Origin of the sequence: Shinella zoogloeoides (assembly GCF_020883495.1) — a bacterium.
Lineage (GTDB): Bacteria > Pseudomonadota > Alphaproteobacteria > Rhizobiales > Rhizobiaceae > Shinella > Shinella zoogloeoides.
In genome coordinates this window covers 362,663-388,802 of sequence record NZ_CP086610.1, presented here as the reverse complement: position 1 = coordinate 388,802, position 26,140 = coordinate 362,663, and the positions used below count along the sequence as shown (strand labels likewise).

31 protein-coding genes are annotated in these 26,140 nt (G+C 63.7%); 6 read left to right on the top strand and 25 right to left on the bottom strand.

From position 1 onward, the window contains the following. Window positions 1-26 precede the first annotated feature (26 nt). The 16 genes from K8M09_RS01955 to K8M09_RS01880 form a co-directional block, all read right to left on the bottom strand. Window positions 27-1,229 (bottom strand): flagellin N-terminal helical domain-containing protein, encoded by a 1,203-nt coding sequence (locus K8M09_RS01955; RefSeq protein WP_160787008.1) that lies wholly within the window; start codon window positions 1,227-1,229, stop codon window positions 27-29. A 406-nt stretch (window positions 1,230-1,635) separates the two neighbouring features. After that, on the bottom strand, window positions 1,636-2,856 hold the full coding sequence (locus K8M09_RS01950; protein ID WP_160787007.1) for a flagellin N-terminal helical domain-containing protein: 1,221 nt from the start codon (window positions 2,854-2,856) through the stop codon (window positions 1,636-1,638). A gap of 236 nt (window positions 2,857-3,092) precedes the next feature. Beyond that, a complete protein-coding gene (gene fliP / locus K8M09_RS01945; RefSeq protein WP_160787006.1) occupies window positions 3,093-3,839 on the bottom strand; it encodes a flagellar type III secretion system pore protein FliP in 747 nt (248 codons plus the stop codon). Beyond that, the gene (locus tag K8M09_RS01940) at window positions 3,836-4,363 is read right to left on the bottom strand and encodes a flagellar basal body-associated FliL family protein (protein WP_160787005.1); all 528 of its coding nucleotides are present in this window, start codon (window positions 4,361-4,363) and stop codon (window positions 3,836-3,838) included. Before K8M09_RS01940 ends, fliP begins: the two co-directional genes overlap by 4 nt. 32 nt (window positions 4,364-4,395) lie before the next feature. Further along, entirely contained in the window at window positions 4,396-5,106 is a 711-nt protein-coding gene (gene flgH / locus K8M09_RS01935) for a flagellar basal body L-ring protein FlgH (RefSeq protein WP_160787004.1), read from the bottom strand. Beyond that, the gene (locus tag K8M09_RS01930) at window positions 5,103-5,633 is read right to left on the bottom strand and encodes a MotE family protein (RefSeq protein ID WP_160787003.1); all 531 of its coding nucleotides are present in this window, start codon (window positions 5,631-5,633) and stop codon (window positions 5,103-5,105) included. The genes flgH and K8M09_RS01930 overlap by 4 nt, the downstream gene beginning before the upstream one ends. Then, the gene (locus K8M09_RS01925; protein WP_229342286.1) at window positions 5,630-6,697 is read right to left on the bottom strand and encodes a flagellar basal body P-ring protein FlgI; all 1,068 of its coding nucleotides are present in this window, start codon (window positions 6,695-6,697) and stop codon (window positions 5,630-5,632) included. Before K8M09_RS01925 ends, K8M09_RS01930 begins: the two co-directional genes overlap by 4 nt. A 44-nt stretch (window positions 6,698-6,741) precedes the next feature. Beyond that, window positions 6,742-7,251, bottom strand: coding sequence for a flagellar basal body P-ring formation chaperone FlgA (gene flgA / locus K8M09_RS01920; protein WP_160787001.1), 510 nt, complete (start codon window positions 7,249-7,251; stop codon window positions 6,742-6,744). A 20-nt stretch (window positions 7,252-7,271) separates the two neighbouring features. Next, window positions 7,272-8,054 carry a flagellar basal-body rod protein FlgG gene (gene flgG, locus K8M09_RS01915; RefSeq protein WP_160787000.1) on the bottom strand — a complete coding sequence of 261 codons (783 nt, stop codon included), beginning with the start codon at window positions 8,052-8,054 and terminating at the stop codon, window positions 7,272-7,274. A 9-nt stretch (window positions 8,055-8,063) separates the two neighbouring features. Beyond that, complete coding sequence (locus tag K8M09_RS01910; RefSeq protein WP_160786999.1) at window positions 8,064-8,396, bottom strand: flagellar hook-basal body complex protein FliE; 333 nt, start codon at window positions 8,394-8,396, stop codon at window positions 8,064-8,066. Next, window positions 8,393-8,812, bottom strand: coding sequence for a flagellar basal body rod protein FlgC (flgC, locus tag K8M09_RS01905; RefSeq protein WP_160786998.1), 420 nt, complete (start codon window positions 8,810-8,812; stop codon window positions 8,393-8,395). The genes K8M09_RS01910 and flgC overlap by 4 nt, the downstream gene beginning before the upstream one ends. 3 nt (window positions 8,813-8,815) lie before the next feature. Beyond that, a complete protein-coding gene (gene flgB / locus K8M09_RS01900) occupies window positions 8,816-9,196 on the bottom strand; it encodes a flagellar basal body rod protein FlgB (RefSeq protein ID WP_160786997.1) in 381 nt (126 codons plus the stop codon). A gap of 194 nt (window positions 9,197-9,390) precedes the next feature. Continuing rightward, a complete protein-coding gene (locus tag K8M09_RS01895; protein WP_160786996.1) occupies window positions 9,391-9,954 on the bottom strand; it encodes a flagellar protein in 564 nt (187 codons plus the stop codon). Then, window positions 9,951-11,306: a flagellar protein export ATPase FliI gene (gene fliI / locus K8M09_RS01890; RefSeq protein ID WP_160787080.1), complete on the bottom strand. Its 1,356-nt coding sequence runs from the start codon at window positions 11,304-11,306 to the stop codon at window positions 9,951-9,953. The genes K8M09_RS01895 and fliI overlap by 4 nt, the downstream gene beginning before the upstream one ends. Window positions 11,307-11,366: 60 nt before the next feature. Then, window positions 11,367-12,092, bottom strand: a complete 726-nt coding sequence (gene flgF / locus K8M09_RS01885; protein WP_160786995.1) for a flagellar basal-body rod protein FlgF — start codon at window positions 12,090-12,092, stop codon at window positions 11,367-11,369. A gap of 2 nt (window positions 12,093-12,094) precedes the next feature. Further along, the gene (locus K8M09_RS01880) at window positions 12,095-12,874 is read right to left on the bottom strand and encodes a DUF1217 domain-containing protein (RefSeq protein ID WP_160786994.1); all 780 of its coding nucleotides are present in this window, start codon (window positions 12,872-12,874) and stop codon (window positions 12,095-12,097) included. A gap of 171 nt (window positions 12,875-13,045) precedes the next feature. Between K8M09_RS01880 and motA the strand changes: the two genes are divergently transcribed. The 6 genes from motA to K8M09_RS01850 all read left to right on the top strand — a co-directional run bounded on the left by motA (window position 13,046) and on the right by K8M09_RS01850 (window position 18,213). After that, entirely contained in the window at window positions 13,046-13,924 is an 879-nt protein-coding gene (gene motA / locus K8M09_RS01875; RefSeq protein ID WP_160786993.1) for a flagellar motor stator protein MotA, read from the top strand. A 3-nt stretch (window positions 13,925-13,927) separates the two neighbouring features. Then, window positions 13,928-14,872, top strand: coding sequence for a FliM/FliN family flagellar motor switch protein (locus K8M09_RS01870; protein WP_160786992.1), 945 nt, complete (start codon window positions 13,928-13,930; stop codon window positions 14,870-14,872). 63 nt (window positions 14,873-14,935) lie between these two features. Beyond that, complete coding sequence (fliN, locus tag K8M09_RS01865; protein ID WP_160786991.1) at window positions 14,936-15,517, top strand: flagellar motor switch protein FliN; 582 nt, start codon at window positions 14,936-14,938, stop codon at window positions 15,515-15,517. Window positions 15,518-15,547: 30 nt separating this feature from the next. After that, window positions 15,548-16,585, top strand: a complete 1,038-nt coding sequence (gene fliG, locus K8M09_RS01860) for a flagellar motor switch protein FliG (RefSeq protein WP_160786990.1) — start codon at window positions 15,548-15,550, stop codon at window positions 16,583-16,585. 96 nt (window positions 16,586-16,681) lie between these two features. Continuing rightward, window positions 16,682-17,761, top strand: coding sequence for a flagellar biosynthesis protein FlhB (flhB, locus tag K8M09_RS01855; protein WP_160786989.1), 1,080 nt, complete (start codon window positions 16,682-16,684; stop codon window positions 17,759-17,761). Between the two features lie 5 nt (window positions 17,762-17,766). After that, window positions 17,767-18,213: a hypothetical protein gene (locus tag K8M09_RS01850; protein WP_160786988.1), complete on the top strand. Its 447-nt coding sequence runs from the start codon at window positions 17,767-17,769 to the stop codon at window positions 18,211-18,213. 48 nt (window positions 18,214-18,261) lie between these two features. On the opposite strand, the gene visR is transcribed toward K8M09_RS01850, so the two are convergent. From visR to K8M09_RS01805, 9 genes are all read right to left on the bottom strand, one after another. Beyond that, window positions 18,262-19,005 (bottom strand): transcriptional regulator VisR, encoded by a 744-nt coding sequence (visR, locus tag K8M09_RS01845; protein ID WP_380735392.1) that lies wholly within the window; start codon window positions 19,003-19,005, stop codon window positions 18,262-18,264. Between the two features lie 11 nt (window positions 19,006-19,016). After that, the gene (gene visN, locus K8M09_RS01840; RefSeq protein WP_160786987.1) at window positions 19,017-19,760 is read right to left on the bottom strand and encodes a transcriptional regulator VisN; all 744 of its coding nucleotides are present in this window, start codon (window positions 19,758-19,760) and stop codon (window positions 19,017-19,019) included. Between the two features lie 579 nt (window positions 19,761-20,339). Then, the gene (fliF, locus tag K8M09_RS01835) at window positions 20,340-22,034 is read right to left on the bottom strand and encodes a flagellar basal-body MS-ring/collar protein FliF (protein WP_160786986.1); all 1,695 of its coding nucleotides are present in this window, start codon (window positions 22,032-22,034) and stop codon (window positions 20,340-20,342) included. Between the two features lie 268 nt (window positions 22,035-22,302). After that, window positions 22,303-22,692: a chemotaxis protein CheT gene (cheT, locus tag K8M09_RS01830; protein WP_160786985.1), complete on the bottom strand. Its 390-nt coding sequence runs from the start codon at window positions 22,690-22,692 to the stop codon at window positions 22,303-22,305. Window positions 22,693-22,776: 84 nt separating this feature from the next. Then, window positions 22,777-23,331 carry a chemoreceptor glutamine deamidase CheD gene (gene cheD, locus K8M09_RS01825; RefSeq protein ID WP_117368153.1) on the bottom strand — a complete coding sequence of 185 codons (555 nt, stop codon included), beginning with the start codon at window positions 23,329-23,331 and terminating at the stop codon, window positions 22,777-22,779. After that, window positions 23,328-23,717 carry a response regulator gene (locus tag K8M09_RS01820; protein WP_160786984.1) on the bottom strand — a complete coding sequence of 130 codons (390 nt, stop codon included), beginning with the start codon at window positions 23,715-23,717 and terminating at the stop codon, window positions 23,328-23,330. Before K8M09_RS01820 ends, cheD begins: the two co-directional genes overlap by 4 nt. Next, window positions 23,717-24,772: a protein-glutamate O-methylesterase CheB gene (gene cheB, locus K8M09_RS01815; protein ID WP_160787078.1), complete on the bottom strand. Its 1,056-nt coding sequence runs from the start codon at window positions 24,770-24,772 to the stop codon at window positions 23,717-23,719. The genes K8M09_RS01820 and cheB overlap by 1 nt, the downstream gene beginning before the upstream one ends. Next, window positions 24,769-25,674, bottom strand: coding sequence for a protein-glutamate O-methyltransferase CheR (gene cheR, locus K8M09_RS01810; RefSeq protein WP_160786983.1), 906 nt, complete (start codon window positions 25,672-25,674; stop codon window positions 24,769-24,771). The genes cheB and cheR overlap by 4 nt, the downstream gene beginning before the upstream one ends. Then, complete coding sequence (locus K8M09_RS01805; protein WP_160786982.1) at window positions 25,671-26,135, bottom strand: chemotaxis protein CheW; 465 nt, start codon at window positions 26,133-26,135, stop codon at window positions 25,671-25,673. Before K8M09_RS01805 ends, cheR begins: the two co-directional genes overlap by 4 nt. Window positions 26,136-26,140: the final 5 nt, after the last annotated feature.

The following is a 26,140-nucleotide window of genomic DNA, read 5'->3' as shown; positions in this document are numbered from 1 at the left end:
TGATTTCCGTATCCTGCGTTTTCCGATTAACGGAAGAGCGTGAGGATGCTTTCCGAAGCCGAGTTGGCGATCGACAGCGACTGGATGGCGAGCTGCTGCTGGGTCTGCAGGGCCTTCAGGCGGGTCGATTCCTCGTTCATATCGGCGTCCACGAGACGGCCAACGCCCGAGTCGATGGAGTCGGTCAGCTTGGAGACGAAGTCTTCCTGCAGGCCGATGCGCATCGCCATGGAGCCGAGGTCGGCGGCGGCGGAGGTCATCTTGCCGAGGGCTTCGTCAACCAGCGTGATCAGGCCGTCAAGTTGTGCGCCAGTGGTCGTGCCGTCGATCTTGAACTCCGAAACGGATTCGAGCGAAGAGGCTGCAACGGGTATCGTATCAATCTGCCAGAGGAAGTTGGTGCCATCCTTGGCGTAGGCTTCCTGACCGTTGTTCGCGGCCAGATCCTGTTCCACAGCGGCCACCCAGACGTCATCGGCAACCTTGACATAGCCGACACCGGCACCGGCACCGTCGCCAGCCACCGTCCAGGCGATCTTGCCGCCGGCATCGAAGCTTCCGCTTGCAAGCGTCACGGCATCGCTAACCTCGGCCGAAGTGAACTTCGGAACGTTATAGGTTGCAGTCGTGCCGTTCTTGTTGACGTTGACCGCAACGCCATCGCCGAGGATGTTCTGCGTCTGGTCGAGGATACCGGTATCACCGCCCTTGTCGAACAGAACATTGTCAATGGTGAGGTCGTAGGCAACCTTCTTGACCGAGACGGAACCGCTGCTATCACGGACAAAAGAGGCAACAACGCTCGTCTTGTCGCCAACATTGGCTTCAAGCCAGTTCTCCCCGGAGAAGGAAGCGGCTTCGGAAATGCTCTTGAGCTGGTCCTGAAGCTGGGAGATTTCTTCCTGAATCTTGGTCTTGTCGACGCCGTCTTCCGTAGCGGCAACCAGCTTCTTCTTGATTTCCTTCACGACTTCGATCGAAGAGTTCATACCGGCATAGGCCGTATCGACCTTCGCGGCGCCGAGGCCGAGGGCGTCCTGAACGGCGGAAAGCGCCATGTTGTCGGAGCGCATGGTCGTCGCGATCGACCAATAGGCGGCGTTGTCGGACGCGCCGCCGACGCGCAGGCCGGAGGAAACACGCGCTTGCGTGTCTTCCATATCGGAACTGATCGACCGCAGCGTCTGGAGAGCGGACATGGCCGCAACATTGGTAAGAATGCTCGTCATTGAATGGTGCCCCTTGATTGGCTTCAGGAGAAGGGACATTCCGGGTTCCACCGGGAGCGCCAACCAGCATCATGCTTGCCAGACCAGTCGTTCTCGCGGTCGGCTTGTCGCTTCGATGGTCCTAGGTAACGCGCTCATGGTTAACGAACTGCTAAGTGAGCGAGAAAATACACCGTGCGGTAACCATAACCGCCGACGCAAGGCAAAAATTTCTCCCTCGTCATGCTCGGGTCTGTCCCGAGCATCCGCAAACGTTGCAGTTTTTCAATGAGTTGACATATCCCGGGCGGGTTCGAGGATGATGACCGCAGATGAGGCGAGGTTTAAAACGCAAAAGCCGCGCTTCTTGCGAAGCGCGGCCTCCATAGAGAAGTGGAGAAAATCCCCACCGGTCCTGCTGTCTCGATTAACGGAACAGCGACAGAACGTTCTGCGATGCGTTGTTGGCGATCGACAGCGACTGGATGGCGAGCTGCTGCTGGGTCTGCAGGGCCTTCAGGCGGGTCGATTCCTCGTTCATGTCTGCATCGACCAGGCGGCCAACGCCCTTGTCGATGGCCGAGCTGAGCTGGGAAACGAATTCTTCCTGCAGGCCGATACGGGAAGAAATCGAACCGAGAGCCGAAGCGGCGCTGGTCATGCTCTTGAGCGCGTTGTCGACGTTCTGGATCAGTGCGTCCAACTCCGTGCCGGTGGTGGAGTTGCTGATCGAGAAGCCCGATACGGACGCCGTCGGAGTAGTAGACGGGCTGGTGACATCGATCTTCCAGAGGTTCGTGCCGGCGTCCGTCGCAAACGTTTCCTGACCGTCGTTGGCTCCCTTGTCCTGCTCTTCTGCAGCAACCCAGGTGTCATCAGCGATCTTGACGAAGCCCCGACCGGCACCGGCGCCATCACTAGCCACCGTCCAGGCGATGTTGCCGCCTGCATCGAAGCCGCCGGTTGCACCGGTGACGGCAGTGCTGACTTCAGCCGTCGTGAACTTCTTCACGTTGACGGCAGCGACCGTGCCGCCCGTATTGACGTTGACGACGATGCTATCGGAGCCAAGGCTGTTCATCTGGTCCAGGATACCCGCATCGGCACCGGACTTGTCGAACAGCACCGAATTTGCGTCGAGCGTGTAATCGACTTTCTTGACCGAGACCGCACCGAGGTCGTTACGGACGAAGGAGGCAACGACCGTTGCCTTGTTGGCCGGGCCGCCGCTGGCGATGTCGGTTTCCAGCCAGTTCTCACCCGAGAACGAAGCAGCTTCGGAGATGCTCTTGAGCTGGCCCTGGAGCTGCTTGATTTCTTCGTTGATCTTGGTCTTGTCGACGCCGTCTTCCGTTGCCGTCACCAGCTTCTTCTTGATTTCCTTGACCACGTCGATCGAGGAATTCATACCGGCATAGGCGGTATCGACCTTCGCCGCACCGAGGCCGAGGGCGTCCTGAACGGCGGAAAGCGCCATGTTGTCGGAACGCATGGTCGTTGCGATCGACCAGTAGGCGGCGTTGTCGGACGCGCTGCCGACGCGCAGGCCCGTCGAGACGTGCGCCTGGGTTTCGTCCATGTTGTTGTTGATGGAGCGCAGCGTCTGGAGAGCAGACATTGCTGCTGCGTTGGTGAGGATGCTCGTCATTGTCGTTGTCCCTTTGAACGAAGTACTGGTGGGGACATACCGGACTCAAAAAACTTTACCGGTTACGGCGGTTCGGCCTCATGCCAACTCGGTTCCTCTCGCGGTCGGAGGGATACCAAACCCGTCGTGTCACGGTGAAATTCGCAGCCATTCCTTGCCAACTGATTAAATCGGCGATTCGACTTCAACGCACTAAGATTTATGGTTAACCGCCGGTAAAAGCCGACGGGAGCGGCCTAGCTGAAGGACCGCACGAGGCTGCCGACGAGCAGGTTCCAGCCGTCGATGAGCACGAAGAACAGGATCTTGAAGGGCAGCGAGATCGAGGTGGGCGGCAGCATCATCATGCCCATGGCCATGGTGATGGTGGCGACGATCATGTCGATGACGAGGAAGGGCAGCACGACGAGGAAGCCGATCTCGAAGCCGCGGCGGATTTCCGAGATCATGAAGGCGGGGATGACGACGCGCAGGTCCGCCACATTGTCCTTCACCATGGTCTGGCCGCGCTCTTCCGCCAGCGAGATGAACAGCTCGATATCCTTGTCGCGCGTGTTGGCGACCATGAATTCGCGGAACGGCTCGGCGATGCGCTTGGCGGCCTCCGTCTCGTCGATCTGGTTGGCCATCAGCGGCTCCACGCCGTTCTGCCAGGCGCGGTCGAAGGTCGGCGCCATGACGTAGAAGGTCATGAACAGCGCCAGCGAGACGAGGATCATGTTCGACGGCGTGGTGGCAAGGCCCATGCCCGAGCGCAGGATCGAGAAGGCGATGACGAAGCGCGGAAAGCTCGTCACCATGATCAGGATGCCGGGCGCAACCGAAAGGATCGTCAGAAGCCCGAAGGTGCGGATGATCCAGGCCGCCGCGGAGCCGTCGACGGGCGCGTTCAGGAGGCCGCCCGGCAGTTGCAACTGCTGCTGGGCGTAGGCCATGCCGGTCATCGCCATCATGGCGAGAAAGGTCAGAAGGGCTCGAATCATTCGATCACGAAGGTGCGGAACATGACGTTGGTTACGCGCCCTTCGGACCTGAGGTCAACCCGCTCCTCCAGGTCTTCCCGCAGATATTGGAAGCCGCGCGGTCCCTGCACCTGCTGGAGCGAGACCGTGCGCATATAGGCCATGATATCCTGGTGAATCTCCTCCGCCAGAACCGCGTCCGGCGCGCCCTTGAACATCAGCGCCACTTCGAGCCGCACGCGGTTGTCGGACGGATAGGCGAGGTTGCTGGTGATCGGGTCGAGCAGCACGATGCCGTTCGCCTCGGTGGAGATATGCGGGATTTCCCCCGCCTCCGCCTTCTCGCCGCCGCCATGGCCGCCCTCGGCGGGAGGCTCGGCCTTCGCCACCTCTTGCGCCGGCTCTTCGGCCGGCGGCGGGGCGAGCATGTTGCCCACGAACCAGCCGCCGCCGCCGGCCAGCAGCGTCAGCACGGCGACGACCGCGATGGTGATGACCAGCGAGGGCTTCTTCCTGGTCTCGACGCCCTGTTCTTCGTCCGCCATGTTCGTGTTTCCGGGTTAGGAGAATGGGATCGTCAGATCGGCGAGAACAGGTCGATGGCCTGCTGGCCCCACGGCGGCTGCTGCACTTCCGTCAGGCGGCCGCGGCCGCCGTAGGAGATGCGGGCTTCCGCGATCTTCTCGTAGGAAATCTGGTTATAGGCGTCGACATCCTGCGGCCGCACGATGCCGGCGACGTTGAGGATGCGAAGCTCGTGGTTCACGCGCACTTCCTGCGAACCGCTGATCAGAAGGTTGCCGTTCTCCACGACGCCGGTGACAACCGCCGCCACGAGCAGGTTCAGCTTCTCCGCGCGCTCCGTGGAGCCGTCGCCCTTGGTGCTGGTCGACGAGCCGAAGGAAAGATCGCCCTCGGCATCGACGCTGCTGCTGGCGGATTTTCCGCCGAAGCCGAAATTCATGCCGCTCTTGTTGGTGCGCGAGCGGTCCGTCTTGTTGTCGAAGCTCGCCTTGTCGTTGACGCGGATGTTGACGGTCAGGATGTCGCCCATCTTGAAGGCGCGCGAATCCTTGAAAAGCGCCGATTGCTGGTCGCTCCACAGCGAATAGCCGGCGACAGAATTGCGCGGCTGCTTGGGATACATGGCCATCTGCGGCGTCTCGGCATAGCTGAGGCCGCTGCCGATGGGGCTCATCGCCGGTGCCCGGCCGATTTCCTTGACCGCCTGGCTCTGGCAGCCCGACAGGGCCAGCGCGACGGCGAGTGCGGAGGCGATCTTTTTCATGACGGGTCCTTTGAGGTATTCGGGTCTGTCGCCGAAACGAGGATGCGGGTGAGCGCGGCGGCCTTGTCGGCCGGCATCTCGCCGAGAATGGTGCTCGACTGGCGCGGCGGCAGCTTCATGACGATGGCCGAGGCGATCTCCGGGTCCAGTTCGGCGAGCTGCGCGGCGGCGGCGTCCGGCTTCATCTTGCGGTAGATGTCCACCAGGTCCTTTTCCGTGGACTTCAGGAAGTCGTTGCGGCGCTTCAGCCAGTCCTGGTATTCCGCGCGCCGCATCTCCAGCGTCTTGATGCGTTCGTCGACGTCCTTCTGCAGCTTCTCAAGCTCCTGCTTCTGGAGAAGATAGCGCTGGTCGCGCGCGGCATCCGCAATGTTGGTGCAGAATTCGCGGATCTCGTCGGCACTCGCCTTGGTCGTCATGATGACGGGGCGCTCCTCGGCGAAGGCGCCGGGAATGGCCATCATCACGAGGCCGGCGAGAGGAAGGGCGAGCCTTCTTGCGAGAAGGGAAAGGGTCGTGTTCGTCATTGCAATACCAGTTCCGCCTGGAGGGCTCCGGCTGTCTTGATGCTTTGCAGGATGGAGATGATGCCATCCGGCTTCACGCCGATGCTGTTCAGGCCCGAGACGAGCGAGCGCAGGCTGGAGCCGTCGAGCATCGCGACGTTGCCGCCCTCCTGCTGGACGAGGATATCCGTGCGCGGCTCCTCGGCCGTGACGCCGCGGGAGAAGGGTTCGGGCTGGACCACCGTGGGCATTTCGGTGACCTGCACGGTCAGCGTGCCGTAGCTGACGGCGACGGGCGAAATGCGCACGTCCTGGCCGATGACGATGGTGCCCGTGCGCTCGTTGATCACCACGCGCGCCGGCGCATCGGTCTCGATGACGAGGTTCTCGATATCGGCCATCAGGCGGGTGAGATCCGCCATGCGGGGCTTGGCGACATGCACGGCCTGGGAATCGCGCGATTCGGCGATCGGCCCGCCATATTGCGCGGCCGCATAACGGTTGATCGCATCCGCCATGCCGACGGACGTCGAGAAGTCGGGGTTGCGAAGCTGCAGCACGAGATCGGAGGCGTCCTTGAAGCGCGAGGGCAGCTCGCGCTCGATGATCGCGCCGTTCGGCACGCGGCCGGCGGTCGTCACGCCCTGCTGCACGCTCGCCGCATCGCCGCTGGCATTGATGCCGGTAACGACGACGGAGCCTTGCGCGACAGCGTAAATCTGGCCGTCGGCGCCGGAAAGCGAGGTCATGACCAATGTGCCGCCGCGCAGCGACGAGGCGTCGCCCAGCGAGCCGACCGTCACGTCGATGCGGCTGCCGGGGCTGGCGAAGGGCGGCAGGTTCGCGGTGACGAGCACGGCCGCGATGTTCTTGGCGCGCGTCTGGTTGCCGACCATCGAGATACCGAGGTTCTGCAGCATCGCGCGCATGGACTGCTCGGTGAAGGGCGCGGCGCGCATGCTGTCGCCGGTGCCCTGGAGGCCGACGACGAGGCCGTAGCCGATGAGCTGGTTCTCGCGGCCGGACTGCACCGAGGCCACGTCCTTGATGCGGGCGGCCGGCAGTGCCGGGCCTGCCGCGAGCATCAGGCAGGCGACAACGGCAAGCGCGCGACCGAGAAGGGACTGCATCATTTCGCCACCACGTGTACGGTTCCGTCCGCCATGACCGTGCCGGCGACGATCACGCCGGAATCCTTGTTGCGGACCTTGATGAGAGCGCCGACCGCGGCATCCTCAAGGGACGTTCCGGCCGCCCGGAGCACCAGCGTGCCGCTGTCGAAGACGAGCTGGACGGTGGTGCCGCGGGAAACGGCGAAGGGTTCGCGCAGGGCCGAGACGAGGATGACGCGGCCGGGAAGCAGCGTGCGCTTGCTCACCATGCCGTTGACATCGGCGATGGTCTCGGCAAAGCCCTTCACGATGTTCGGGTTGGTGACCTCGACTTCCTCGACCTGACCGGCATCGATCTCCTCGCCGGGATAGATGGTGCGCTTCGGCACGACGGCGGTGCGCGCGTCGGCAAGGGCCGCATCGGCCACGACAAGACCCGCCAGCACGGCCGGCACGGCAAGTGCCGTGCGCCGCCATGCGCCGAGGGTCTTTGCGGTACGAAGAGCTGCTATCAGGCGAAACATCATGTTCCCCGCGTGTCCGGTTGCTATCTCAGGTTCTTGCTGACGACCGCGGCCATCTCGTCCGCCGCCTGGATGATCTTGGAATTCATCTCGTAGGCGCGCTGGGCGGAGATCAGGTCGGTGATTTCCTTGACCGGATCGACGTTGGAGGCTTCGAGATAGTTCTGCTGGATATAGGCGAAGCCCGCCTCGTCCGGTGCGCCGACATTGGCCGGGCCGGAGGCGGCGGTCTCGCGGTAGAGGTTCTCGCCGAGCGGCTCGAGGCCGGCCTCGTTGACGAAGTTCGCCAGCGTGATCTGGCCGAGATCCTGCTGCTGGCCCGCCACGGTGGCGAAGACCTGGCCGGACCGCGTGACGGTGACCTCCGTCGCGTCCTGCGGCACGGTGATGCCCGGCACGACCGTATAGCCGTCGAGCGTCACGAGCTGGCCATCGGCATTGGTGTTGAAGGCGCCGGCGCGGGTGTAGAGCGTCGAGCCGTCCGAGGCCTCGATCTGGAACCAGCCACGGCCGATCAGTGCGAGGTCGAAGGAGTTGCCGGTGGAAACGAGGCCGCCCTGGAGATGCAGGTTGCGCACGGCCGCCGTCTTCACGCCGAGACCGATGATGGCGCCTTCCGGCACGACCGCCTGGTTGGCGCGGTTCGGCACGCCGGCTGCGCGCTCGGTCTGGTAGAGCAGGTCCGAGAACTCGGCTCGGGCGCGCTTGAAGCCCGTCGTGTTGATGTTCGCGATGTTGTTCGCGATGACTTCGAGGTTCGTCTGCTGCGCGTTCATGCCGGTGGCGGCAATGGCAAGGGCTTTCATGTCCGGTCCTCAGATCTGCATTCTGGCTACTTCGAGATAGGCGGTGACGACCTTGTCGCGGATGGCGATGGCGGTCTGCAGCGACTGCTCGGCATTCATGACGGCGTCGACCACTTCGCGGGTTCCCGCCTTGCCCTGGATGGCTTCGAAGGACTTGGTCTCGCTGAGCTTCAGCGCGCCGGCCATGTCGCTCGCCATGTCGCCCAGCACCTGGGCGAAGGACATCTGGGTTCCGGTGCCCTGCGCGGCGGCGGCGGTCACGCCCTTGGAGGCGGTCGCCTCGACGCCGGTGAGCGCGTCATTGGACAAAAGGCTGGTTACGCCCTTGATGCTGTCGATCATTGCGATGCCCTCAGAAGGTCGATGGTCGCGCTGATCAGGTCGCGCGACTGTTTGATGCTCTGCAGATTGGCTTCATAGGAGCGGTTGGCTTCCCGCATGTCGGCCATCTCGACGAGCACGTTGACATTCGGCATCTTGACGAAGCCCTTCTCGTCGGCCGCCGGGTTGCCGGGGTCGTATTCGGTCGAGAAATCGCCCTCGTCCACGCCGAGGCGTTCGACCTCGACGAGCGCCGCGTTGGTCGCGCGGTCGAGTTCGGCGGCAAAGGTCACGGTCTTGCGGCGGAACGGGTCCGCGCCGGGCGTGTCGCCGGTCGAGCGGGCGTTCGCCAGGTTTTCCGAAACGATGCGAATGCGGGTGGATTGCGCCTCAAGTCCCGAGGCCGCGACTTTCATTGAAGCTACGAGCGGATCCATTTCTTACCTTCTGACTGTCATCAGCATCATGCGATGAAAGGCCTTGACGAGGCCGGCATTCAACTCGAAATCACGCTTGACCTGCCCCTCCTTCATGAGTTCCTCGGCAAGGCCGACCGTGTTGCCGGACTCCTGCACGCCGATCTCCTCGGTGGGACGGGTCTCGATGACGCGGCTTGCCATTTCGGTTTCGGTGAAATGGCCCGGCTGCGTCGCCGCCATGCGCATGCCCGTCGTCTCGAGCACGGACTGGAAGGGAGTGACGTCCTTCGCCTTGAACGCCGGGGTGTTGGCGTTGGCGATGTTGCCTGCAACCACACTCTGGCGGACTGAGAGCCATTCGGCCTGCTTCGATGCCAGTTCAAACAGTTGTATCGGTTGCATGACAAGCTCCATCCTTGTTCACGGCGAACCTACGGAGCCAATCTTGCGTCAGACTTGCTGTGCTGCGGTTTCCCGCCAACCAACTGAATTCATGGAGGATAAAGTGCTCAAGCCGTTTATTTCCAGGCGAGCGGAAGGCCGGGCGCAGCAAGGCGGCCCGGCCGAATCGAGGGCGGGCGGCAGCCCGCCGCCCGTCAGTTGCGCTTAACCACGGTCCCGTTCGAGGTGACGATCACCCAGGCGCCGTCGCGCTGTTCGAGCGTTGCCAGCCGGCTGTTGTCCGGCAGGATCGAGCCGACACGCACGATATACATGCCGCGCGCATCCTCGATCAGCGCCCGGCCGTTCGCCACATGCATGAGGCGGAAGCCGGAATTGGCCGGCAGCGGCTGGTCGAGGCCGGTTTCCACCGGCGCACCGAGCTTGCTTTCCGCGCCGAGGCCGGATGTCGTGGCGGTCGCCACGGGGTCGAGGCCCTTGAGCGCCGGGTCGTTGTCGTTGTCGATCATCGCGGAGGGCGAGACGCTCACCACTTCGCGCGCCGCCGTTTCGGGCAGGTCGCGGGTCGTTCCCTGCCAGAGCGTCGGCACGGAGAACTGCTCCGGATTGAGGAAGACATACCAGGGGAAGAAGGCCGCGCCCGCCGCAAGCAGCACGCCCGCGCCGACCAGCATCTTGTCGCCCATGCTGTAATGCCCGCGATCCGCCCGCTTGAGCGGCTGGATGGTCTCGTCTGCGTCGAAGTCCGTCACTGTCATCCCCTTCGCGTTGCCGGCGCGGCGCCCTGCGCGGCCGCATTCCTCAATGCGACGGCAAGGTCGGAGAAGGCGTCCGCGGCAGGCTGCTCGCCCGGCGTCTGTTTCAATACGTCGTAGATGATCGGCACCTGCTTGATCGCCATGTCGAGATCGGGATCGCCGCCCGGGCGATAGCCGCCGATGAGGCGCAGGTCGCGCGTTTCCTCGAAGCGGTGGATGAGCGACTTCAGCCGCGACACCAGCTTCTCCTGGTCCGGCGTCCAGGCCTTGCGGGCAAGGCGCGAGATGGAGGCGAGCGGATTGATCGGCGGATAACGCCCCTCTTCGGCAAGGCTGCGCTCCATGACGATGTGGCCGTCGAGGATGCCGCGCGTCGAGTCGGCGATGGGATCGTTGTGGTTGTCGCCGTCGACGAGGATCGAGATGATCGCGGTGATCGTGCCCGCCCCTTCCGCGCCCGGACCGGCACGCTCCAGAAGGCGCGGCAGCTCGGTGAAGACGGAGGCCGGATAGCCGCGGGCAATGGGCGGCTCGCCGGAGGCGGTCGCCACCTCGCGGATCGCATGGGCGAAGCGCGTCACGCTGTCGATGATCAGCAGCACGTTGTCGCCCTGATCGCGGTAATGCTCGGCGATGGTGACGGCCGTCAGCGGCGCCATCTTGCGCAGCATCGGGCTTTCGTCGCTGGTCGCGACGACCGCGACCGACTTGGCGAGGTTCTCGCCCAGCGTATCCTCGATGAATTCACGCACTTCGCGGCCACGCTCGCCGACCAGCGCGATCACCACCTTGTCGAAGGCGTCGGCCCTTGCCAGCATCGACAGCAGCGTCGACTTGCCGACGCCCGAACCGGCGAAGATGCCGAGGCGCTGGCCGAGGCAGAGCGGGGCGAAGATATCGATAGCGCGCACGCCGGTGCTGAAACCCTTCTCGATGCGCTTGCGCGTCATGGAGGGCGGCGCGGTGTTGGAAATGGACCGGCGGTCCTCGCCCTGCGGCAGCGGACCCAGCCCGTCGATGGGCTCGCCGAGCGCGTTGATCGTGCGGCCGCACCAGGAAGCGGTCGGCGCGACGCGGAAGGCGCCCTTGCGGATGACCGTGTCATGGATGCCGATGGGTTCGCCCGGCTCGATGGGGCAGACGACGACCGTCTCCTGCTCGACGCGGACGACCTCGCCGAGATGGATGCCCGTCGCGCTCTTGTGCGCCACGAATTCGCCGAGCCGCACATGCCGCGACAGGCCGCTGACCGTGTAGTTGCCGGCCGCGATGGTCTGCACGCGGCCACCGTGGGTGACCGAGAATTCCGGCGAGGAATAACGCCGCACCAGCCCCGCCAGGGCATTGAGCATGCGCCCGCCGTCGGGTGTCTGGGTGGACTTCGCCGTGGTGCCCTCTGCCGCCGTCATGGATTACTTGCTGCCCCCGAGCGTGCGGACCGCCTCATTCATCGAATCTTCGCTGCTGCGCATCAGCGCGGCGATGTTCTCGAAGGCGCGGGTGACCTGAATGAGCTGTGTCATCTCGCCGATGGCGTTGACGTTGGATTCCTCGACATAGCCCTGCACCACACCGGCATCGACGCGGTCGACGATGGGCTGCGGCCGATTGCTGGGGATGATGCCGCTGTTGCCGGCGCGCACGAAGCCGGCGGAAAGATCCGCCTCGAAGATGCCGAGCGCCGCGACGGGCCGGCCGGCCTGGTTGAGCTGGCCATCGGCGCTGAGCATGACAGGGCCAGCATTGGCGTCGATCTGGATGGGGCCGCCGCCGGCATCGAGCACCGGATAGCCGTTGAGCGTCACCAGTTCACCGGCATCCGTCAGCGTGAAGCGGCCGTCGCGCGTCAGCGTCGGGCCGGAGGGCGTTTCCACCTGGAACCAGGCCTCGCCCTTGATCGCGAAGTCGAACTGGCCACCCGTCTCGGTGAGGCCGCCGTTGCGGGTCGAGATGAATTCGTCGCCCTTCGAGACGAAGGCGACATCGGCAGTCTTCTGGTCGCTGACGACCTCGTTGAACTTCACTTCGGTGGCGCGGAAGCCGACCGTCGTGGAGTTCGCGACGTTGTCGGCGAGGGTCGCCATGCGGCGGTCGAGCGCGATCTGGGACGAAAGCGATACATAAAGCCCGGTCTGCATGCTCAGCGGCCTCCAAGTTTCAGGTTGTTGATGGACAGCAGGAGGTCCGTCGAGATGCCGGTGAGGCTGGACGGCTGGAACACGGTCATCGGATCGTAGCTGCCGGAAGGGTTCTCGATCTCCCACATCGAGGTGAAACGCTCGAGGAACTTGCCGAGCTTGGCCGGTTCCTTGAACTCCTCGAGGTTCAGCGCGTCCTCGTAATAGGCGGCCTGACGGTCGATATCGGTGGCGGCGAACTCGGCGGGAAGCTGGAGCGCGGTGCGCACGACCTGCGCCAGCGCATCGTCGGCGATGATGGAATAGCCCGAGGTGATGGAGGAGGCCATGCGCTCGAAATAGAGCGCCAGGCGCACGCCCGTATTGTCCTCGCCGACGCTGACTTCCAGCGTCTGGCGAGTGTATTTGTCGACAACGCCCTTCTGGGCGCGCTCGAAGGTGGTGGCCAGCTCGCCGTGACGGGCGAAGTTCAGCGATTCCGCCAGTTCCTTGTAGCGCGTGTCGCTGAGCTGGTTAGCGAAGGCCGCCTTGTCGTCGATGCCTTCCGTCAGCACCTTGCGCATGAAGGCCTTGGCATAGGCCATGTCATCCAGCCCATGCGCCTTCATGGCGTAGTTATAGAGCCGGCTGTCGGCGAAGAACTCGTCGATCGACTTTATGCTGCCGATCTTCGAAAGATAGTACTCCGTCTCGCGCTTGACGTCCGGCTGCTCCGAGACGCGCTTCAGCGACATCTGGAGGTCGGAGGAAATCAGCTTGTAGCTCGTATAGGTGGTCGTCACGATAGGCCGCCGCTCAGGTTCAAGAAGGCATGAATGCCCGTTTTGAACCGCGATCCTTGCGGCTTTTGCTTGTGCGAACCTGATCCGCGAACCCACCGCCCGGTACAGCCTCACGCAAGGCTGGAACCGTATTGCCGGAAGGGTCAGAATTGTGTCGGGACACCTGCGCTCATGAACATCATTATCGGTCTCATCGTCACCATCGGCTGCGTCTTGGGCGGCTTCATGGCCATGGGCGGGCACATCGAAGTGCTGAACCAGCCATTCGAACTCATGATCATCGGCGGCGCCGGCGTCGGCGGCTTCATCGTGGCCAACACGATGAAGGTGATCAAGGAAACCGGAAAGGCGCTGGGCGAAGCCTTCAAGCACAAGGTTCCAAAGGAACGCGACTATCTCGACACGCTCGGCGTGCTCTACAGCCTGATGCGGGACCTGCGCACGAAGTCGCGCAACGAGATCGAGGCGCATATCGACAATCCGGATGAATCGCCGATCTTCCAGTCCGCGCCGACCGTGCTGAAGAACAAGGAACTCACCGCCTTCATCTGCGACTACGTCCGCCTCATCATCATCGGCAATGCCCGCTCCCACGAGATCGAGGCGCTGATGGACGAGGAAATCCAGACGATCACGCGCGACAAGATGAAGCCCTACCACGCCATGTCGACGATGGGCGACGCCTTCCCTGCCATCGGCATCATCGCCGCCGTTCTCGGGGTCATCAAGGCCATGAGCAAGATCAACGAGTCCCCCGAGGTTCTCGGCGGCCTCATCGGTTCGGCGCTCGTCGGCACCATGCTCGGCATCTTCCTGTCCTACTCGGTCGTCGCGCCGATCACCACCAACATCAAGGTGGTGCGCGAGAAGCAGAACCGCCTCTACGTCATCGTCAAGCAGACGCTGCTGGCCTACATGAACGGCTCGGTGCCGCAGGTCGCGCTCGAATACGGCCGCAAGACCATCTCCTCCTACGAGCGCCCGTCCATCGACGCCGTCGAGCAGGAAATGATGAATCCGGGCGGCGGCGGCGATTCGAAGGCGGCCTGATCCATGAGCGAAGCGACCGTGACCCCTCATCCCACCATGGACCCGATCGTGCTCGCGCGCCTCACCGGCAAGCTCGGCGACCAGGCGACCATCTCGAAGCTCTGCGCCAGCCTCGGCGACGTCTTCGCCGAATTCCTGCCCGACATGCTGGAAAGCGAACTCGGCTTCGAGGTCGCGGTTTCCTATGCCGGCTTCGAGACCGGCCGTTACGGCACGCTCGTCTCCGGCCTAGGCGGCGCGATGGCCTGCTGCGACGCTTCCTTGCGCGACTGGTGCGACCGCTTCACGCTGATCTGCGACAGCCCGATGATCATCACGCTCGTCGAGAACATGCTCGGCGCCGTCAGCGATTCGGTCGAGGACCCGGAGCCGCGCCCGCTCTCCAAGATCGAGCTGGACGTCGCGGCGATGATGTTCGACCGCATTTCCGGCGTGCTGAAGACGGCCGTCAATGGCGCTGGCGGCTTCGAACCCTACCTCAGCTCGGCCCATAATGCGGAGACTCGCAAGCCTTCCGAAGACGCCAGCGACGACGCCTTCGTCGCCATGGTCAACATGGCCGTCGGGATCGGGCCGGTCCTGTCGACCTTCCACGTCGTCATTCCCCAGGCCGTGATGCTGAAATCGACCATCACCGCGCCGAAGCCGGCGAATGCGCCGAAGACCCGCGTCGAATGGAGCGAGCAGCTCGGCGAGCAGGTCCGCCGCTCGAAGGTGACGCTGGAGGCGCGCGTGCGCCTCGAACGCCAGACCCTCGACACGATCAGCAGGCTCCAGCCGGGCGACATCATCCCCTTCAACGAGACGGGCGACGTGCGCGTGGAGGTGAACGCCAACGGGCGCAATCTCTATGTCTGCGAATTCGGCCGGTCGGGCGCCCGCTACACGGTGCGCGTCAAGGATACCTACGGCTCGGAGGAAGACCTTCTCCAGCACATCATCGGATAGTTTTGCGCGTGAAGCCTGCGGGGCGGCACGCCTCAGGCAAGTTTCGAATGGAATAGTGGTCTTATGGCACCGAAGAAAACACCCATCGCTGACGACATCATGTCTTCCATCAACGCAGGCGACCAGGAACTGGAGCAGGCGATCGACGATCTGCGCGGCGTTCTTCAGCAGGATGCCGCCGGCGCCGATTTCCCGGCTCCCGCCGGCGACGACCCGCTTGCCGCCTTCGGCGGCGATTTCGGCAGCTCGGACTTCGGCGGCGGCGCGGCCACGTCGGATTTCGGCGCGGATACCGGCTTCGGCGGTTCGGACTTCGGTGGCGGCGACTTCGGCGGCGGCAACGACTTCTCCGCCGACCTCGGCGAAGCGCCCCGTCCGGGCAGCGCCATGGAATCCAACATGGACCTCATCATGGACATCCCGATCGATCTGCAGATCGTTCTGGGTTCCTCGCAGATGCAGGTCTCCAGCCTCATGAACCTTAGCGAAGGCGCCACCATCGCGCTCGACCGCCGCATCGGCGAGCCGGTCGAGGTCATGGTCAACGGCCGGATCATCGGCCGCGGCGAAATCACCGTTCTGGAAAACGACGACACCCGCTTCGGGGTCAAGCTCATCGAAGTGAAGAGTACACGCAAGATCTGATGACCGGTTAGGTCTCAGGGGGATAAATCCATGATGGATTTCGAGAATTTCGGGACAACCACGGCGGTCGGAACGCCGCTTTCGCAGGTCGAGAAGGCAGCAGCCGTCCTTCTGGCCATGGGCAAGGGTGTCGCCGGCAAGCTGCTGAAATATTTCACCCAGAGCGAGTTGCAGCAGATCATCGCCGCCGCGCAGAACCTGCGCGCCATCCCGCCCCATGAACTGATCGACCTCGTCAACGAATTCGAGGACCTGTTCACCGAGGGCGCGGGCCTGATGGACAACGCCAAGATGATGGAAGGCATTCTCGAAGAAGGCCTGACGCCGGACGAAGTGGACGGCCTGCTCGGCCGCCGCGCCGCCTTCCAGGCCTTCGAGACGACCATCTGGGACCGCCTGCAGGACGCAGACCCGGTCTTCGTCGCCAAGTTCCTGCTCAACGAGCACCCGCAGACCATCGCCTACATCCTCTCGATGATGCCGTCTTCCTTCGGCGCGAAGGTCCTGCTCGAAATTCCGGAAGAACACCGCGCCGACATCATCAACCGCACCGTCAACCTCAAGGACGCCAGCCCCAAGGCGACGGCCATCGTCGAGGCGCGGGTGATCGAGATGATCAATGCGCTGGACGCGGAACGCAACTCGGTCGGTTCGAACAAGGTCGCCGACCTCATGAACGAGCTGGACAAGTCGCAGGTCGACGAGATGCTCGCCTCGCTCGAAACGGTCTCGACCGAATCGGTCAAGAAGGTGCGCCCGAAGATCTTCCTCTTCGAAGACGTGCTCTACATGCCGCAGAAGAGCCGCGTGGCGCTGTTCAACGACGTGTCCGGCGACATCATCACCGCCGCGCTGCGCGGCGCGACGATGGAACTGCGCGAATCGGTCCTCTCGTCCATCGGCGCTCGCCAGCGCCGCATGATCGAATCGGACCTTGCCGCGGGCGACGCCGGCAACCCGCGCGAAGTGGCGATCGCCCGCCGCTCGATCACGCAGGAAGCCATCCGCCTTGCCGCAGCCGGACAAATCCAGTTGAAGGAAAAGGAACAGGAAGCCGAGGCTGCCTGATCCGGCTTGACACGGCAGAGCCGCGAGCGGAGCGTATTTCCGGCCCGAATCTCCTGACATGGGGTTCGGGCCGTTTGCTTTTCCCGGGAGCGCGACGTGTCGGACGACGACAAGGACAGTAAAACAGAACTCCCGACCGAGAAGAAACTTCGCGATGCGGAGGAGAAGGGCAATACCCCCTTCTCACGCGAAATCACGATCTTCGCCTCGACGCTCGCAATCTATCTCTTCCTCGTCTTCTTCGTGCCCGGCGGGGTCTCGCGCATGAACGAGACGCTGCGCGATTTCTTCGAGCAGCCGGAAGCGTGGAACCTCAAGACCGGCACCGACGTCATCGCGATCTTCCGGCATCTCGGCTGGGAGGCCGGCGCGCTGCTGCTGCCGATCCTGGCCATGATGATGCTGTTCGGCGTCGCCTCGTCCGTCTTCCAGAACCTGCCGAGCCCGGTGCTCGAGCGCGTGCGCCCGCAAATAAGCCGCCTCAGCCCGGTCAAGGGCCTGAGCCGCCTGTTCGGCAAGCAGGGCCTCGTCGAATTCGGCAAATCGCTGATCAAGATCCTGCTCGTCTCGCTCGTCGTCGGCCTTGCGATGCGCGACAATTTCTTCGCCTCGCTCGACACCATGTTCTCGGAGCCGGCGGCGCTCATCTACATGATGACCGCCGACATCAACAAGGTCCTGCTGATCGTCCTCTTCGCCACCGCCATCATCGCCGCCCTCGACTTCGCCTGGACGCGCCATCACTGGTTCTCCGAACTGATGATGACCAAGCAGGAGGTGAAGGAGGAAATGAAGCAGGCGCAGGGCGACCCGATCGTCAAGGCGCGCATGCGCTCCATCCAGCGCGACCGCATCCGCCGCCGCATGATGACGGACGTGCCGCGCGCCACCCTCGTCATCGCCAACCCGACCCACTTCGCCGTCGCGCTGCGCTATGTGCGTGAAGAGGGTGACGCGCCGGTCGTCGTCGCCAAGGGGCAGGACCTCATTGCGCTGAAGATTCGCGAGATCGCCGAGGAAAACGGAATCCCCGTCTTCGAGGACCCGCCGCTCGCACGCTCAATGTTTGCGCAAGTCTCGGTAGATAGTGTCATTCCGCCGGTGTTCTACAAAGCCGTGGCGGAGCTGATTCACCGGGTTTACGCAGCTTCGCCCCAGACCAGACGGGTAAACTAGATCCGATGAGAAAATGCACCTATTCCGCCGAGCGCGAGAAGATTGTTGCCGAAGCAATCTGCCCGGTCGCCACTGAGCTGAGACTGCTCGATGCCGCCGATCTCGTCTCGTTGTTGCGTTTCGAGTGCTACGGTAACCTGGCCGACCTTGTCTCCTCCGCGGCGGAGCTTTACTTCCTGCCCGGCACGATCAATTTCGGCGCGGGCGGCGACTATCGTCTCGACTGGGACACGGAGCCGGAAGTGACGCTCGACATGGAAATTCGCCCGCAGGGCGTGACGGTCTATGCACGGCTCATGCTTCAGAAGGATACGGCCGGCGTGGAAGTCACCCATGTCGCCTTCAACGATCCGTCCGCGGACCCCGACGACAACACCGATTTCCTGCGCAAAAGTCTTGCGGAAGCGCGCTACGTGAAATCCGGCGGTTCGCCGGCGCAGCACGCGCATTGAGAGACCAACCGAAGGAAGCGGCCATGCCGAGGCGTGGCCGCTTTTTCGTCAGGTGATGTAGCCGAGACGGATGGCCTTCGCGATGGCCTGGATGCGGTTCACGGCATCCAGCTTGGTGGTGGCCGTGCCGAGATAGGCGTTCACTGTATGCACGGAAAGCCCCATCTTCTCGGCGATCGCTTCCGAGATGCAGCCGTCGCCGGCCATCTGCAGGCAGGCGATCTCGCGCTCGCTCAGCGCCTCGGCCGGGGCCAGCTTCTTCTCCTCGCATGCCAGCATGTCGATCAGCACCTGGCAGCTCTTCATGTGCATGTCGATGATGAGGTCGCTGGACGGGGCGATGAACGTGCCCATGAAGAGCACATAGCCGTTGCCATGCGCGCCGAGGCGCACCGGGAAGGCCATGCCCGACCACGGCAGAAGCCGGGGCGGAAGGCGCGTGGTGAAGGTTTCCACGCTCGATTCGGCGAACTGGTTGTCGCCAACGCCCTCCCAGATCAGCGGCAGCATGGAGGCTTCGAGATGCTCCAGCATGGCCGGCCCGTAGGCCGCGAGAAGCTCGCTCGCATGGCCGTCGACGTCATGGGCGAGGTTGTGCAACGCGAGCGTAAGCTTGCGGGCGGACGGCAGGCCGTGGCCGCCGAGGCGGAGCACCGCGAAGTGCTCGGCGCCGAGGATCGTCTGCATCACCTGAAGCCGGGAGACGAAATCGGATGCCGTCACGGCCTTGGGGGGCCGGGCGAGGCGGATTTCCGCCTCCATGCCGGCGGGAGGGGAAAGCTGAATACCCATGCCCATCTCCCTCAGACCAGATTGTTGCGAACGGCCCAGGCGATCGCCTCGGACCGCGTCTTCGTCGCGGTCTTGCGCATCACGCTGGTGATGTAATTGTTGATCGTGTTGCGCGAGATGCCGAGGATGACGGCGATCTCGTCGCTCGTCTTGCCTTCGGCGATCCAGTAGAGGCACTCCACCTCGCGCTCGGTCAGTTCCATCTCGCGATCCTGCCGCAGGAACGCGCCCTGGCAGCAGACGCTGGCGAAGTAGCCGGTCATCACCCCGACATCGCGCAGCTTGCTCTGGGAAAGGATGAAATGCTCCGGGAAGAGCAGCAGCAGCGACATGCGCACCCGGCCGACATGGAAGGCTATGGTGCAATATTCGCGGCTGATGCCCTTCGGCACCGCGATATCGTCGGCAAGATGGCTGAAGCAGGGCTTGAGGAGCGTCAGGCACTTGTCCAGCTCGCTCATGCGGGACTGGCCGGCGAGGATGGCGCCGGCGATGGCGCGCACCATGTCGAAGGGCCAGTCGGAGGCGACGACGCTCTCCAGGCCGGCCTCCGGCATGACATCGTGGCGAAGAAGAAGGAAATGCGAGGCGCTGACATAGTCGGTCAAGGCTCTCAGACCCGGGGAGAGGCCGGCGTGGCCCGTACAGCGTCCGAGGTGTTGAACCAACAACGCACGCGCACTCTTACGCTCACCAACCTCGGCAGAGAATCCATAGGATTCCCTGGCCGCGGCATCCGACCGGATCGTTTCCATGATAGCCCCCTGTTCCGATTCCGAACGGAGATTCCCGCCTCCTTCCCAACAGTCATTCGGAACAGTCCGAAGCCCCCTGCCGGTCAGGCCGCATCGGCGAGAATCACCAAGCGAATCAGTAACTAAAGTGTACATCTCCTATCGCTAAAAACCATCGCCCCCTTCTCGGGATTTACTTTTGCCGGCAACTATGAATCGCCATTCGCCAAGTGATTTGCCTTCAGGTCAAGCGCAGGCGCGAGCCGGGTAACTTTGGTTTAAGTAACTGTTAACCATGCAATATTCGGAGGCCTTTCCGGCCGGCAAATGAAGAAGACATCGCTAATGCGTGCGAAAATTGCATGCACAACCCCCTCCCCGCAACTGTAAGGACGGCAAACTTTTTTTGAAGATCACGCGCCCGTGAACGCCCATGCGGGAAGGTCCGGCCCGACTGCGAAGAAAATGTTGCAACGGGGCTGAACAAGCGTTGCCGAAAAGCGACAGCGGGTGTTCAAAAACGGCGACGCCCCAATTCGCGCCCAACGAAAAACGCGGCCGTCTCCGGCCGCGTCGTTTCTGTTTTCCCTGGAGGAGCCGTCAGGCGGCTTCCTTCTCGACGGACCATTTGCGCAGGATCTTGGCAGCGCGTTCCTCGCTGATCTCGACCATGCGGCTGAGGCGCCGTTCCGGGCCTTCCTTGACGCGGCGGTTGAAGGCGCCGTCGCCATCGTCGCCGGCATTGAGCAGGTCGTCGGTGCTGTCGAAGCCGAAGTCCGCGCCGAAGCCGTCCATGAGGGTGGCGCCGGGGCCGCCGATGCCGCTGGCCGGCGAGAAGTCGGGCAGTTCGAGACCCGCCGCGCCGCTGTCCAGCGCGCTCGCCGAGGCACCGCCGCCGGTGACGGAGCGGACTGCCGGGCGAAGGCCGAACCAGACCACGAGGAAGGCGACACCGACGAAGGCGAGCGCATTGATGATGCCGCCGAGATTACGCGTCAGCACTTCCAGGATGCCCGGGCCGGGCACGGCTTCGTCGAGAAGCTGGTGGTCGAGGAATTCCATGGCGGTGATCGTCACCACGTCGCCGCGATCGGTATTGAGGCCGGCAGCGGAGGAGACGATCTTCTGCATGTCGGCGATATAGGCGTCGATCTTCGCCGGGTCGGCCGGCTCGCCGACCATGGCGGCGACGCGGGCGCGGTTGACCACCACGGCGACCGACAGCTTCTCCACGGCGACGCCGTTGCGCACGGTCGCGACCGTCTTGCTGTTGATCTCGTAGTTGGTCTGCTCTTCCTTCTTGTCCGCCTCGTCCTTGGACTGCGGGCCATCGCCGCTGCCTTCCGGGCCGCCCTGCGGAATGTTCTGCTCGACGGTCGCGGCCTTGTTCGTCGCCTGCTGGCTGGACTTCTGGCTTTCGCGCGTCACGCGGACGGAGCGCTCGACGCGCGATTCCGGATCGTAGACCGTTTCCTGGATCTGCTGCGTATCGGTATTGAGCGAGGCGGTGACGCTGGCGCGGAAATTGTCCATGCCGAGGAAGGGCGCGAGCGCCTTTTCGATATTGCGCTCGATCTCGCTCTGAACGGTCTGGACGGCCGTCAGCGAGCGGTTGACCGCGCCGTTCTCCGGGTCGTCGCCGGAGGCGAGAAGCTGGCCGGCCGAATCGAGGATGGTGACGCCGTCGACTTCGAGGCCGGGAACGGAGGCGGCGACGAGATGGCGGATGGCGGCGGCCGATTCACGGCCGGCCTGTGCGCTGGCGCGGATCATGACGGAGGCGGTCGGCACCTGGTCGGCTTTGCGGAAGTTGCCACGCTCGGGCATCACGATATGGACGCGGGCGGCGGCGATGCCGCTGATCTGCTGGATGGTGCGGGCGATTTCGCCTTCGAGGGCGCGCACGCGCGTCACTTCCTGCATGAAGGAGGTGAGGCCCAGGGAGCCGACCTTGTCGAAGAGTTCGTAGCCGGCATTGGCGCTGCTCGGCAGGCCGCGCTCGGCGAGATAGAGCCGCGCCTTGCCCGTCTGGCCGACAGGGACCTCGATGCTTGCACCGTCCGTTCCGGTGTTGAAATCGATATTGGCCTCGGCGAGCGCCAGACTAATCTGGTTCACGTCGGTCTTTTCGAGGCCGACATAGAGCGTCTCGTAGGCGGGCTTGTTCACGAGGATCCCGGCGGCAAGCACGAGACCGACCGAGACGACGGCGGCTCCCGCCAGCATCGCGAGTTTCGCCTGCCCCAGCGATGCCAGGTTCTTGTAGACTTTCGTCAACTGTTCCAACAGATTCATTCTGTTCCCGCACGGACTAGTCGCCTGTCCACCGGCCTAGCATGCCGGCGCTCCCAGACGCATTTTCAATCTCGTGAGACGGGACCGGCACATTTCCGCACGCGCCGACCTGCCCCATGGAATACGCGGACCTAACTGATCCGGCCTGGAAACTAGACCGTGAAACTTGCGCGAGCATGTCGTGCCGCAGCGGCGCAAGAGGGCGCAAAACGCAGGACGGCGCCCGAAGGCGCCGCCGAAAGGAACGGGGTTTCCCGAAGGAAACCGCTCAGAAGAACTCGAAATCGCCCGCAGCCTTGCCGAGCGGCTGGGAATGGCCGTGGCGCAGGCCGTTGCTAAGCGCCTTCTGCATGTCGGCAAGCTTCACGAGGTTCAGCGCCGTCGTGACGTCGACGACCCAGCCATCGGGAATGCCGCCGGTTATCGTGTCGATGAACTCGGCAAGCCCCCGCGTCTTCTGGACGGCAAGGTCGATGCCCTGCAGCACCATCATGCGCTCGGCGGCGTCGCTTGCGCCCTCGCCCTGGATGGCTGCAAGCTGCGGCTCGATGCGCTCGATGAGATAGGCGACATCGTGCAGCTCGGACACGATCCGCATCAGGACATCCGGAAGGGCTTCTTCCATGGCGGTCGCGGCACTCTGATACTCGGCTTGCATGGATTACCCTTTTCTGTACGAGCCGGAACACTCCGGCAACGCAATACACTTCGTACTTTCGTTTCCGCGCAGCGAGACCGCCGCTCAGAAGAATTCGATCGAGCTTTCGACCGGCTTGGCCACGGGAGCGGGCCGCTGCTCCAGCGCAACCGTCTTCTGCGTCTCGACGCCCGTCAGCGCATATTGCCGGGCGCGGCCGCTCGACGGCCAGTATTCCAGCTTGCGCCCATGCTCGCCGCCCGTGCTCTCACCGACAACCTTGATGCCTTCGTCCATCAGGAACTGGCGGGCGAAGAGCGCGTTCTGCTCGCCGACATTGGAGAAGCGGGCGATGGTGCGCGCGCCGCCGAATATCTTCGCCTCCAGCCGGTCACGCCGCGCGCCCTGCTTCAGGAGGCCGTTGATGAGAAGCTCCATGAGATGCACGCCGTAGCGTGTGGCGTCCCCGCCCGAGGCCAGAGCCTCGGCCGAGCCCGGCAGCAGGAAGTGGTTCATGCCACCGACGCCAATGACCGGGTCGCGCATGCAGGCGGCCACGCACGAGCCGAGAATGGTGGTCAGCACCACGTTCGGATCGTTGATGACCTTGTATTCGCCCTGAATGACATGGACGCGGCGCGTCCCGGCGTCTGTTATCATTTCAATGCCCCGAACACGGCTTCGATGGCCGCCTTCATCTTCTCGATGGTGAACGGCTTGGCGAGAACGTTGTTCGCACCGAGCGCCGCCGCCTTCTGCACGAGAGCACGGTCGCCCTGCGCAGTGAGGATGATGAAGGCCGCCTTCTTGGTGTTCGGGTTGGACCGAACCGCCTGAAGAAACTCGATGCCATCCATCTTCGGCATGTTGAAGTCGGAGATGACGAGGTGGTGCGGCTGCTGGGCCATGATGGCCATGCCCTGCGCGCCGTCGCCCGCCGCGGTGATCTGCTTGAAACCGAGCTGCTGCAGGGCATCGCCCAAAAGCAGGCGGCTCGTCACCTGGTCGTCAACGATGAGTACTTTGATTTTTTCAGCGATAGACATTATTCGCTCCCTTCTCTACGGGCCGCAGTGATCTTCAGGATTTCCTCCCCTATGGAGGAGAGCGGAAACTGGTGTTCCACGGCACCCAGTTCGAAAGCCACTCTGGGCATTCCATACACGACGCAGGTCTTTTCGTTCTGGCCGATGGTACGCGCCCCTGCATGGCGCATCTTCAGCAGGCCCGCCGCCCCGTCCCGGCCCATGCCGGTCAGGATGACGCCGACGGCGTTGCGGCCGGCGAGCTCCGCCACCGAATCGAACAGCACATCCACCGAAGGGCGGTGACCGTTGACCGGATCGCGTTCCACCAGCCGGCAGCAGGGTGCATGCGGGTTGGTGATCTGAAGGTGACGGTCGCCGCCCGGCGCAAGATAGATCTTGCCGATCTCCAGACGCGCACCGTCCGTCGCTTCCTGCACCACCGGCGCGCAGAGGCGGTTCAGCCGCTCCGCAAAGCTCTTGGTGAAGGTCGGCGGCATATGCTGCGTGATGACGGTCGGCGGGCAGTTGACCGGGAATTTCTGCAGGACGGCGATCAGCGCTTCCACCCCGCCCGTCGAGGAGCCGATGGCGACGACGCGGCGGCCGGGCCGGTAGCTGGCGGCCGGATTGACGTTCGAGGCGGTCGGCGCAAGCGGCGGCGGCTCGGCCTGGAAGCGGCGCTGCGAACGCGCGGCGGCCTTCACCTTCTCGGCAAGATCGCCGAAGGGACGGGCGTCGCCCGGCTGCGGCTTGCCGACGCAATCGAAGGCGCCGATTTCCAGCGCCATCAGCGAAGCTTCCGCGCCGCGATGGGTGAGCGTGGAGACCATGATGACCGGCATCGGCCGGAGCTTCATGATCTTGTCGAGGAATTCGAGCCCGTTCATGTTCGGCATCTCGATATCCAGCGTCACGACATCCGGATTGAGCTGCTTGATCGCGTTGCGGGCTTCCATGGCGTCGCCGGCCTGGCCGATGACGTTCACGTCGGGATCGGCGTTGAGCACGGCCGTGATCAGGCCGCGCATGGTCGGCGAATCGTCGACGACGAGGACACGCGCTGGTGCCATTATGCGCCCCTCCTGTACTTGCCGGTGTAGCGGTAGGTGGTGATGCCGATATTGTCGAACTGGTTCTTCGCCTCACCCGAGACGCGCTCGGAATGGCCGATATAGAGGTGGCCGTTGTCACCCAGCATGCCGGCGAAGCGCGACCAGATCTTCATCTGCGTCGGTTCGTCGAAATAGATGACGACGTTGCGGCAGAAGATCACGTCGAACGGCCCCTTGAAGGGCCACTGGGCCATCAGGTTCAGCTCGTTGAAGGTGATGAGGCGCTTCACGCGGTCATCGACCTGCCATTTCTGCCGGCCGCCCGCATCCACCTCACGGAAGAACTGCTTGCGCATGGCCGGGTTCACCGTCTCCAGCGCATTGGCGTCGTAGGCGCCGGCGCGGGCGATGGCGAGGATCTTGGGGTCGATGTCGGTCGCGAGGATCCGGAAGTCGTAGTCGGCGACATTCGGCATCAGCGACAGAACGGTGAGCGCGATGGAATAGGGCTCCTGCCCGTCCGAACAGGCCGCCGACCAGATGCGCACGCGGCCGCCGTTGCGGGCGCGGGCGAGCAGGTCCGGCAGGACGTCGCTCTTCAGATGATCGAAATGGTGGTTCTCGCGGAAGAAGCGCGTGAAGTTCGTCGTCAGGTGCGACAGCATCTCCTTGCGCGCCGAAGCGCCGGCCGGCGAGGAGACGAGCGCGCAATATTCGCGGAAGCCCTTGAGGCCGAGCTGGCGGATATGCTTCGACAGGCGCGAATAGACCAGCGAGGCCTTGGTCTCGTTGAGATAGATGCCCGCATCCGAGTAGATCATGGCCGCGATCTCGGAGAGGTCCTTGCGCGTCAGCGGGTATTCGCCGCTGGCAAGGCACTCGTCCGGAGACTGCCGCGTATCGATGGCCGAAGAATAGGTCATGCGGCTTCGCTTTCGGTGTGCGGGAACAGGGATTCAAGCTCGAGCAGGCAGATCATGCGGCCCTCGATGGCGAGGATGCCGCGGGCATAGGCCTTGGCCGCCTCGTTGGCGACGTCCGGCGTCGGCTGCATGTTCTCGTCGGTCACGGTCAGGATGTCGGACACCGCGTCGACCAGCAGGCCCACCACCTTCGGCCCGACCTGGGCGACGATGATGACGTGGCGCACGGTCGGCTCCACCGGCTTCATGCCGAGGCGCAGCGACATGTCGACGATCGGCAGGACGACGCCCCGCAGGTTGATGACGCCCAGCACATAGGAGGGCGCATGCGGCATCGGCGTCGCCGGGGTCCATCCACGGATTTCCCGGACCGACATGATGTTCACGCAGAACTCCTGATCGCCGATCCTGAAGGCGATCAGTTCGCGTCCATGGGTGAGATTTTTGACCGCGTACGTCATCTTCT

Bases quoted from the DNA above. Each gene is read 5' to 3' on its own strand.
- K8M09_RS01955 (WP_160787008.1), bottom strand. From the start codon at position 1,229: ATGACGAGCATTCTTACCAATGTTGCGGCCATGTCCGCTCTCCAGACG.
- K8M09_RS01950 (WP_160787007.1), bottom strand. From the start codon at position 2,856: ATGACGAGCATCCTCACCAACGCAGCAGCAATGTCTGCTCTCCAGACG.
- fliP (WP_160787006.1), bottom strand. From the start codon at position 3,839: ATGATTCGAGCCCTTCTGACCTTTCTCGCCATGATGGCGATGACCGGC.
- K8M09_RS01940 (WP_160787005.1), bottom strand. From the start codon at position 4,363: ATGGCGGACGAAGAACAGGGCGTCGAGACCAGGAAGAAGCCCTCGCTG.
- flgH (WP_160787004.1), bottom strand. From the start codon at position 5,106: ATGAAAAAGATCGCCTCCGCACTCGCCGTCGCGCTGGCCCTGTCGGGC.
- K8M09_RS01930 (WP_160787003.1), bottom strand. From the start codon at position 5,633: ATGACGAACACGACCCTTTCCCTTCTCGCAAGAAGGCTCGCCCTTCCT.
- K8M09_RS01925 (WP_229342286.1), bottom strand. From the start codon at position 6,697: ATGCTCGCGGCAGGCCCGGCACTGCCGGCCGCCCGCATCAAGGACGTG.
- flgA (WP_160787001.1), bottom strand. From the start codon at position 7,251: ATGATGTTTCGCCTGATAGCAGCTCTTCGTACCGCAAAGACCCTCGGC.
- flgG (WP_160787000.1), bottom strand. From the start codon at position 8,054: ATGAAAGCCCTTGCCATTGCCGCCACCGGCATGAACGCGCAGCAGACG.
- K8M09_RS01910 (WP_160786999.1), bottom strand. From the start codon at position 8,396: ATGATCGACAGCATCAAGGGCGTAACCAGCCTTTTGTCCAATGACGCG.
- flgC (WP_160786998.1), bottom strand. From the start codon at position 8,812: ATGGATCCGCTCGTAGCTTCAATGAAAGTCGCGGCCTCGGGACTTGAG.
- flgB (WP_160786997.1), bottom strand. From the start codon at position 9,196: ATGCAACCGATACAACTGTTTGAACTGGCATCGAAGCAGGCCGAATGG.
- K8M09_RS01895 (WP_160786996.1), bottom strand. From the start codon at position 9,954: ATGACAGTGACGGACTTCGACGCAGACGAGACCATCCAGCCGCTCAAG.
- fliI (WP_160787080.1), bottom strand. From the start codon at position 11,306: ATGCTCAATGCCCTGGCGGGGCTGGTGCGGCGTTATTCCTCGCCGGAA.
- flgF (WP_160786995.1), bottom strand. From the start codon at position 12,092: ATGCAGACCGGGCTTTATGTATCGCTTTCGTCCCAGATCGCGCTCGAC.
- motA (WP_160786993.1), top strand. From the start codon at position 13,046: ATGAACATCATTATCGGTCTCATCGTCACCATCGGCTGCGTCTTGGGC.
- K8M09_RS01870 (WP_160786992.1), top strand. From the start codon at position 13,928: ATGAGCGAAGCGACCGTGACCCCTCATCCCACCATGGACCCGATCGTG.
- fliN (WP_160786991.1), top strand. From the start codon at position 14,936: ATGGCACCGAAGAAAACACCCATCGCTGACGACATCATGTCTTCCATC.
- fliG (WP_160786990.1), top strand. From the start codon at position 15,548: ATGATGGATTTCGAGAATTTCGGGACAACCACGGCGGTCGGAACGCCG.
- K8M09_RS01850 (WP_160786988.1), top strand. From the start codon at position 17,767: ATGAGAAAATGCACCTATTCCGCCGAGCGCGAGAAGATTGTTGCCGAA.
- visR (WP_380735392.1), bottom strand. From the start codon at position 19,005: ATGGGTATTCAGCTTTCCCCTCCCGCCGGCATGGAGGCGGAAATCCGC.
- visN (WP_160786987.1), bottom strand. From the start codon at position 19,760: ATGGAAACGATCCGGTCGGATGCCGCGGCCAGGGAATCCTATGGATTC.
- fliF (WP_160786986.1), bottom strand. From the start codon at position 22,034: ATGAATCTGTTGGAACAGTTGACGAAAGTCTACAAGAACCTGGCATCG.
- cheT (WP_160786985.1), bottom strand. From the start codon at position 22,692: ATGCAAGCCGAGTATCAGAGTGCCGCGACCGCCATGGAAGAAGCCCTT.
- cheD (WP_117368153.1), bottom strand. From the start codon at position 23,331: ATGATAACAGACGCCGGGACGCGCCGCGTCCATGTCATTCAGGGCGAA.
- K8M09_RS01820 (WP_160786984.1), bottom strand. From the start codon at position 23,717: ATGTCTATCGCTGAAAAAATCAAAGTACTCATCGTTGACGACCAGGTG.
- cheR (WP_160786983.1), bottom strand. From the start codon at position 25,674: ATGACCTATTCTTCGGCCATCGATACGCGGCAGTCTCCGGACGAGTGC.
- K8M09_RS01805 (WP_160786982.1), bottom strand. From the start codon at position 26,135: ATGACGTACGCGGTCAAAAATCTCACCCATGGACGCGAACTGATCGCC.